The 8,192-nt window shown below is 46.1% G+C and carries 7 protein-coding genes; 5 read left to right on the top strand and 2 right to left on the bottom strand.

Annotated features, from left to right (window positions below; all coding sequences use genetic code 11):
* Positions 1-156: 156 nt before the first annotated feature.
* Both IKW96_RS14790 and IKW96_RS14785 read right to left on the bottom strand, forming a co-directional pair.
* On the bottom strand, positions 157-363 hold the full coding sequence (locus tag IKW96_RS14790) for a helix-turn-helix transcriptional regulator (protein ID WP_295078593.1): 207 nt from the start codon (positions 361-363) through the stop codon (positions 157-159).
* A gap of 12 nt (positions 364-375) precedes the next feature.
* Positions 376-837 carry a DUF2975 domain-containing protein gene (locus tag IKW96_RS14785; RefSeq protein ID WP_296576636.1) on the bottom strand — a complete coding sequence of 154 codons (462 nt, stop codon included), beginning with the start codon at positions 835-837 and terminating at the stop codon, positions 376-378.
* Between the two features lie 610 nt (positions 838-1,447).
* Between IKW96_RS14785 and IKW96_RS14780 the strand changes: the two genes are divergently transcribed.
* The 5 genes from IKW96_RS14780 (at position 1,448) to IKW96_RS14760 (ending at position 8,157) form a co-directional block, all read left to right on the top strand.
* Positions 1,448-1,951 carry a GtrA family protein gene (locus IKW96_RS14780; protein ID WP_296576635.1) on the top strand — a complete coding sequence of 168 codons (504 nt, stop codon included), beginning with the start codon at positions 1,448-1,450 and terminating at the stop codon, positions 1,949-1,951.
* Positions 1,944-2,948 (top strand): tRNA dihydrouridine synthase DusB, encoded by a 1,005-nt coding sequence (gene dusB / locus IKW96_RS14775; protein ID WP_296576634.1) that lies wholly within the window; start codon positions 1,944-1,946, stop codon positions 2,946-2,948. The genes IKW96_RS14780 and dusB overlap by 8 nt, the downstream gene beginning before the upstream one ends.
* Before the next feature lie 297 nt (positions 2,949-3,245).
* On the top strand, positions 3,246-4,505 hold the full coding sequence (locus tag IKW96_RS14770) for a CapA family protein (protein WP_296576632.1): 1,260 nt from the start codon (positions 3,246-3,248) through the stop codon (positions 4,503-4,505).
* Between the two features lie 525 nt (positions 4,506-5,030).
* A complete protein-coding gene (locus IKW96_RS14765) occupies positions 5,031-5,894 on the top strand; it encodes a cohesin domain-containing protein (protein WP_296576630.1) in 864 nt (287 codons plus the stop codon).
* 97 nt (positions 5,895-5,991) lie between these two features.
* Complete coding sequence (locus IKW96_RS14760; protein WP_296576627.1) at positions 5,992-8,157, top strand: dockerin type I domain-containing protein; 2,166 nt, start codon at positions 5,992-5,994, stop codon at positions 8,155-8,157.
* Positions 8,158-8,192 lie beyond the last annotated feature (35 nt).

Genomic DNA, 8,192 nt, shown 5'->3' with positions numbered 1-8,192 from the left:
CTGATTAGCTGCGCCGCACATTTTTGGCTATTTGTCAATACCTTTTTGCAAAAATTTACATTATATACAAAAAAAATAATCACAGGATCTTTTTGATTCCTGTGATTATTTTACTTTTCCTTAGCTTAATGACATTACCCGTGAGGGGAGCTTGCTTCAGTCCTTGGTATGCTCAAAAAGGTCGCCGGGCTGACAGTCGAGAGCCTCGCATATAGCGTTCATGGTCTCGAAGCGGATACCCTTCATCTTGCCTGTTTTCAGGTTGGAAAGGTTGACATTGGTCATACCCACTCTTTCGGCGAGCTCGTTCAGCGACATTTTTCGGTCAGCCATCATTTTGTCAAGTCTGATTATTATAGCCATTCCGCACCGCCTTTACGCTATCAGGTCGTTGTCTTCCTGAAGACTGAGACCATAGACGAAAACCTCGGATATAATGCCGATTATGACGCCTGCTGCGATTATAAGGATATTCTGCATATTAAAAGATATGGCCATTGCATATTGACTGTCGTCAACGGGTATAGTCGAACAGGAGGGGATAAGACCGCCCGCAAACAGGATAACTGCCATAATGCGGAGCTTTGCTATGATCTTCTTTGAAAAGGGCTTGCCTGTTTTGCGTATTTCAAGCAGTATCAGCGCAAGAAGTCCCAGCTCGGCGAATATTAAAAGAGAGCAGAGACTGTTGGTCAGGTACTCCTTCATATTTGTATGGTCCAGAAATCTTATGAACTGCCATATAGCAGCTCCGAGGGCGACAAAGCAGAGAATACAGCTCAGTACAGTGTCGATAAAGGTACGTTTTTTTAGTTTTTCGGATATCATTTTGTTCATAACAGCATCTCCTTTTTTAAAGTGCTACTTTAAGTTTTTAAAGTTTCTATCAGCTGATGTATGCATTATAGCACGTATTTTAAAGCGTGTCAATAAGTTTTTAAAGTGCGGCTTTAAATATTGTAGAATCAAACAATTGGAACTCGTGCAAAAATTGCGGCATTGTATATAATGACGATGCTGCGGACATAAAAAAGCTCCCATAAGGGAGCTTTCTTGATTTCGCAGCGGTTAGCTGTGAAATGAAAACAGAGCTTTGACAAGTATCAGCATTTCGCACCGATAACTTAAATAAGCGAAATGATTAATACATTTGTTATTATATCACAATTTTTTGTTATATACAATATTAGTATTTCACAAAAAAGATGTCCCCTCTTAGTATAATGTGAATAGAGCTTTGTACGAAATGTAATATCACAGCTGCGGTTTTTTTATATTTACAGATGAAATGTGTAACAATTTCCGCACTGACAGCGATTATTGTATGTGTAAGGGGGCAAACTCAGTGAAAATTTCAAAAAAACTACAAAAACACCCGAAAGGGCTTGCATTTTCTTTCGTAAACTGCTATTATAATAAGGCATTGTAATATGAAAGGATATTGATAATGGAAAAGTTCATCAAGTGGTGCGTTTCGATACTTCCGAAGCCGCTTCAGAAAATATACTACAAATATGAGGAGAAATGGCTGTACCTTGTTTTCGGAGTCCTTACCACTGCTGTAAGCTTTCTGACAGCAGGGCTGGCAAAGACTGTCCTCGAAAACGCAGGAGGCTACAGCACGAAGTCTATAGGAGATATAAGCACCGTATTTTCGTGGGTCTGCTCGGTCACATTTGCTTACATCACAAATAAGTTATGGGTGTTCGAGTCCAATGCAAAGGGCTTCAAAAACATAGTTGCAGAGGCAGGAAAGTTCTACGGCGGCAGAGTTTTTACCCTTGCAGTGGAATGGGTGATGATACACGTCGGATTCGGCATGATAGGCAAGAATTTCTGGCTGGTAAAGGCGCTTGCTAACGTTGTGGTCCTCATACTCAATTACGTTATCAGCAAGATATTTGTTTTCCGCAACAAGGACGGTAAACCTGCGGAGCAGCAAAATGAGTGATACTTTGAAAATAGGTAAGGTCAGCATTGAGCGGACTGCTGCTCTTGCACCCATGGCGGGAGTTGCCGACCGCGCCTACAGGCTCATGTGCAAGAAGTACGGGGCGGCTTACGTGGTCAGCGAAATGGTTTCCGCAAAGGGAATCTGCTACAGCGACCGCAAGACAGCGGAGCTCTGTACGGTCACGGATGAGGAGCGGCCAATGGCGGTGCAGCTCTTCGGCAGCGAGCCTGATTTCATGGCGGAGGCGGTGAAGATAGTTCTTGACTATGCTCCCGACATCATAGATATCAATATGGGCTGTCCTGTGCCGAAGGTCGTCGGAACGGGTGCGGGCTCGGCGCTTATGAAGGATGTGAAGCTTGCGGCGGCTGTTGCGGAGGCGGCAGTAAAAGCGGCAGGGGACACTCCCGTAACCGTGAAGATACGAAGCGGCTGGAGCGCCGACAGTATCAATGCTCCCGAAATGGCAAAGGCTCTTGAAGCGGCAGGAGCTGCTGCGATAGCAGTCCACGGGCGCACGAGGGATATGTTCTACAGCGGCGAGTCGGATATGAACGTGGTAAAGGCGGTCAGGAACGCGGTGAGCGTTCCCGTTATCGGAAACGGCGATATCACGGATTTCCGTTCCTGTGCGGATATGTACGAGCGGACGGGTTGCGACCTCGTTATGATAGGCCGCGGCAGCTACGGCAATCCTTTCATTTTCCGCGAAATAGCGGCGCAGCTCCGCGGTGAAGCCTATACTCCGCCCACTCTTGAGGAGAAAATGGACGTCATGCTTGAGCACATACGCCTGATACTGGAGCTCAGCGAAAAGTGCGAGGAGCTGGCAATGCATGAGGCGCGCAAGCACGCGGCGTGGTACATGAACGGCTACTACGGTTCGGCGAAGTTCCGCGGCCGGTGCTATCAGCTTTCATCTTATGCGGAAGCGGAAGCTCTTGCGGCAGAGTTTATCGAGTTACAGCGTCAGCGTGAAATCAACAAAGTGTAGAAAAATGTATACTATTTGGATAAAAATGACAAAGTTTGACGGATTGCACAAATTATCAGTTAAAAATTCGTATGAACTCACAAATAACGGGTAGTGATAAAGTTACAAAAGGAGAATTTGGCTTAAATCCGCAGTTTGTAACCAAAATTTAATCTTTTGTAATATAAAACAGCTTGTAAAGTCATTTAAGTTTGATACAAATTGTAATTGCCAAATGAAAAATAATGTGATATAATATGAATTGAAAAGCGGTATATTTTATGTTGTTTTTATACTGCTTTTACAAAGGAGACCTTTATGAAACTAAGAAAAGGACGTGCCGCAGGGGCGCTGGCGATCCTGACAGCGCTGGTTGCAGGCGGCATCGGCTGCGGAACTATAGTCGGCAAAGCCAACAACGATCCGCAGGATACTTCTGAAGTAGCGGTGACAACAGTCCCCGAGGAAACTACGGAGGAGCAGACGACTGTTCCGCCCGATAAGGTCGTTCACGTAACGGCTGCAGGCGATAACCTCATACACTATTCAGTGTTCAAGAACGCCGAAAAACTGGCAGGCGGCTACGGCTACGACTTCAAGCCCATGTACTCTGAGGTCAAGTACCTCATCGAGGCTGCCGACGTCGCAATACTCAATCAGGAGACTGTCATCTCCGAGAGCAACGGCATACGAGGCGCAGAGGGCGGAGTCCTCATATTCAACTCGCCGCCCGAGGTGGCTGACGCGGTGATAGACCTCGGCTTCGACGTATTTACAATGGCAAACAATCATCTGCTCGATATGGGTACGAGCGGACTGGAGGAATCCATAAATTTCTGGAACAGAAAGGCAGCGGAGAATAACCTTACAGTCCTGGGCGCTTACCTTGACGAGGAAGATGCGAACAATATCCGCGTCCGCGAGGTCAACGGCGTAAAGATCGCTTTCCTTGCCTATGCGGAGCATATAAACGGCTTCGACGCGCTGCTTGACGACGTGCCGCTCAGAGTTATCAAGAACGACGAGGAGGACGTTATCGAGAGGCAGATCAAGGAAGCAAGACAGCTTGCGGATGTTGTTATAGTTTCGGCGCACTGGGGCGCTGAGGATACGACTATCGTTTCCGACGAAAGGCGTGAACTCGCCGATAAAATGGTGGACTGGGGCGCAGATGTCATACTCGGCTGCCATACGCATACAGCCCAGACAATGGAATGGATAGAGCGTGATGACGGAACAAAGGGCTTTGTCTACTACTCAATGGGCAATTTCATATGTGCTCAGACCGACAACTTCAACGTGGTCGGTGAGCTTCCCGATTTCGATATCGTCATCGACGGTCAGACGAATGAGCTGAGACTTGAAAATGTGGGCTGCATACCCACTATCGTTCACTACGAGAGCGAATTTTCAAACATGAAAGTTTATCCTTACAGCAAATATTCACCCGAGCTTGCAGAGCGTCACGGACTGCCTTATGCGGTGCCGCAGGGTACTTATACAGACTTCGGCTGGAACGTTATAAATCGCATAATTGACGAGGCAATTCCTACTGAATTTCGCAAACTCGACAAATAAATTGATAAATTCATTTTTTGTTCAAATACAGGCTTGAAACGCTGTTTTTGAGAAAAAATGAGATTGTGCAAACCGTGCAAAAATAACTTTAACTGTTTATGTAAAATACCAAAAACTATATGAACCTATTTACTTTTGATTAGACCTGATATATAATGAAATCATGAATAAGTATAGACTTGGCATTAAGTGTCTCATCACGGCAGTGTGATGCGTCTTAGGACAAAACCACTGCGTGCAGAGTGCGGTGTGGTCACGGACTGACATCAGAGGGGAGCTTCGGAGCAGTGTGTACAAACGCTTGATCTGGATAGATCCGCTTGAACCGCAGCTCAGAGTGCTTAGGTCGCGTCTGTATGACCAGCAGCGGCGTTTTCCGCCCGCCAGGCACGTGCTTCATTCGTATATCGGTGACGCGGTTTTGCGGACGGCGGACAGGGGGCCGCTGAATTAAGACAAGATATAATAAAAGGGGCATACCCGTTCCTTTGTTATATAACATTATTGAAGAAGGAGGAAAAAATAATGAAGACAAAAAAGGTAGTCGTCGGAGCATTGGCTGCGATGCTTTCACTTTCTGTCTGCTCACTTGCACCTGCAGTAGCTGCCGGCGAAACAGTGCAGATATCCGTTGGCAAAACTAATGCAGAGGCAGGTGCAGAATTTTCGGTGGACGTATCATTAGCTGATATCCCATCTTCCGGTATCCAGGCACTTGACTTTGCTGTTACCTATGACAGCAAGGTACTCACAATTAAATCAGTTGAACAGGGAGCTCTCATAAACAAGAGCGCAGAGTCTGCTGACAAGTCAGCTTCTCTTTCCCCGCTGTTTGAAAGCTCTATCAATTCAAAAGAGGGCTTTGTGAGCATGATCTGGTCGACTTCTACTGATGACGCTTCATATTGGCTCAAGGGCGACGGCGTATTCTGTACTATCAAGGGTACTGTAGCAAGCGGTGCAACAAATGGTGCAGAGTCAGCTCTCAAGATCGTTCCTATTGATCGTGAGACATATGCTGGTTCAGGTTCTCCCAACGGAGACATCGGCTGTGGCTACGAGAAGGACGGTAAGCCTGTAAAGCTCGCTACAAGTGTTAGCAACGGAAGCGTTACGGTTGGCAAGGCTGTAACAACAACTGAAAAGCCAACTGAAAAGATCGTTCGCGGTGATGCAAACTGTGACGGTACAGTAGATATGGGAGATGCTGTTCTCATCATGCAGAGTCTTGCAAACCCCAACAAGTATGGCTTAAGCGGATCTGATTCCAAGCACATTACTGAACAGGGCAAGCTCAACGGCGATGTTGATGAAGAAGTAAAGGGTCTTACATCTAACGATGCACTCAAGATCCAGAAGTACCTGCTCAAGAGCATTAAAGAGCTCTGATCCGAGATTATCTGATTTGTCCCCCTTACAAAGGAATACAAACCCAATTTATGTTTTATTAATAGGCGTAAAAACCTAAAGAAAGGAATTATTACAAATGAAAAAGTTAATTTCTGCAGTCACATCACTGTGTATGGCTGCATCAATGGTAAGCGCAGTAGTTCCTGCAACTGTAGGTGCTGCAGACGCTTCCAAGGGCTTTGCTATTAAAACATATGACATCAGCAAGCCGGCTGCTTCTGATGCTAAGTCCTCCATAACAATCAACAAGAAGGATATCCCCGCAGACGGTTATGTTATCCCTTCTGCTGTATATTATTCAGAGGGTACCAACAAGACAGATTCTCTTCTCGTTGCTATCACAACAGACTCCAAGGACATCTCTTTCAAGCTTTATAATCCTACTAAGGAAGGTTATACAGACTCTGAGAAGGAGTACACACTTGGCGGAGATACATTCTCAACAAGCAGCTATATCTCATTTGCAGGTTCATACGATGATCTCGATGGCTATGCAGCAGCTGGTAAGTATGTATTCGGTATCGATTCATCCCAGTCAGCAGCAGGCACAGACAACTACTTCATCGGTTGCTCATGGACAAACAACGGTAAGGATTACAAGTGGGCTGGCGAAAAGTCAGATTCATATCCTTTCTATGTATTCGATACAGTTATTCCTGCTAATATCGCTGAAGGCGAATACACAATCAAGTTCTGTGAGTACAATACAGACGCTTCAGGCGTAAACGACAACCCATCACCTCTCGTAGAGGGCGAGAAGACAAGATTCACAACTAAGGATAAGACTCTCAATCTCGAGACAATGAAGATCGTTGTTAAAGGCGATGGTGAGGAGCAGGCTACAACAACTGAGGCTCCTAAGGTAACAACAACTACAACTGTTCAGAAGCAGGAGACTACAACAACTAAGCCTGTAGTTCAGGACGGCGATATCCAGTTCACATTCGCTGATAAGAACGGCAACAGCGACATCACAGCTTCTGCTGGCGAAGAGATCACAATCTACGCTAACGTAAAGGCTGGCGGTAAGCCTGTATCAGCTATGGACGTTCAGTTCAAGGCTACAAACGGTCTTGAGATCACTCAGATCGGCGGCAAGGCAACAGCTCTCGAGGGTGTTGCAGTTTCTACAAACCCTGACGAGTACCGTGCAAACTTCACATCTACAGACGATTCAGGTGAGCCTATCGTTCCTGCTGATGGAAAGGCTGCATTCACACTCAAGGTTAAGGTTCCTGCTGACGCTAAGGATGCTACTTACACAATCGGCTTCGCTGATCAGTGCAAGGTATTCAAGGACAGCACAAACTTCAACTACAAGACAAGCTTCGCTCCTGCTACTATCAAGGTAGGCGGCGGTTCAGGTGATGTTACAACTGAGGCTCCTAAGGTAACAACAACTACAACAGCTCCTAAGCAGGAAACAACAACTACAACTAAGACTGTAGTTCAGGACGGCGACATCCAGTTCACATTCGCAGACAACAAGGGCAATACAAAGGTTAATGCTAAGGCTGGCGACGAGATCACAGTTGTTGCTAACGTAAAGGCTGACGGTAAGCCTGTATCAGCTATGGACGTACAGTTCGCAGCTTCCAAGGGTCTTACAATCACTCAGATCGGTAGCAAGTCAGCAGCTTGCGGCGGTTCTGCAGTTTCTACAAACCCTGACGAGTACCGTGCAAACTTCACATCTACAGACGATTCAGGTGAGCCTATCGTTCCTGCTGATGGAAAGGCTGCATTCACACTCAAGGTTAAGGTTGACGCTGACGCTAAGGACGGCACATACACAATCGGCTTTGCTGATCAGTGCAAGGTATTCAAGGACAGCACAAACTTCAACTACAAGACAAGCTTCGCTCCTCTCGAGATCGTAGTTGGCGATGAGCCTGTAGTAGAGACAACAACAACTACTACAACAACAACTACAACTAAGAAGGAAGAGAAGACAACAACAACTACAACAGAAGCTCCTAAGACAACAACAACTTCTACAACAACAGCACCTAAGACAAACGGCGGTGACGGCAAGAAGGTTTGGGGCGATGCAAACGAAGACGGTGACGTAAACGTTTGTGACGTTGTACTCGTACTCACATACATCTCTGACAGCTCAATCGATTACTTCACAGAGCAGGGCAAGATCAATGCTGACGTTGCAGGCGAGAAGGGTATCACATCTGAAGATAGCGAGACTCTCATCAAGTACTGCCTCAAGCAGATCAACAAGCCCGAATGAGAACAGTATAAGAACGTACTAATTTAATAAGAGCT

The organism is Ruminococcus sp., from assembly GCF_017549005.1.
GTDB lineage: Bacteria > Bacillota > Clostridia > Oscillospirales > Ruminococcaceae > Ruminococcus.
This window is presented reverse-complemented; position numbering and strand designations above follow the sequence as displayed.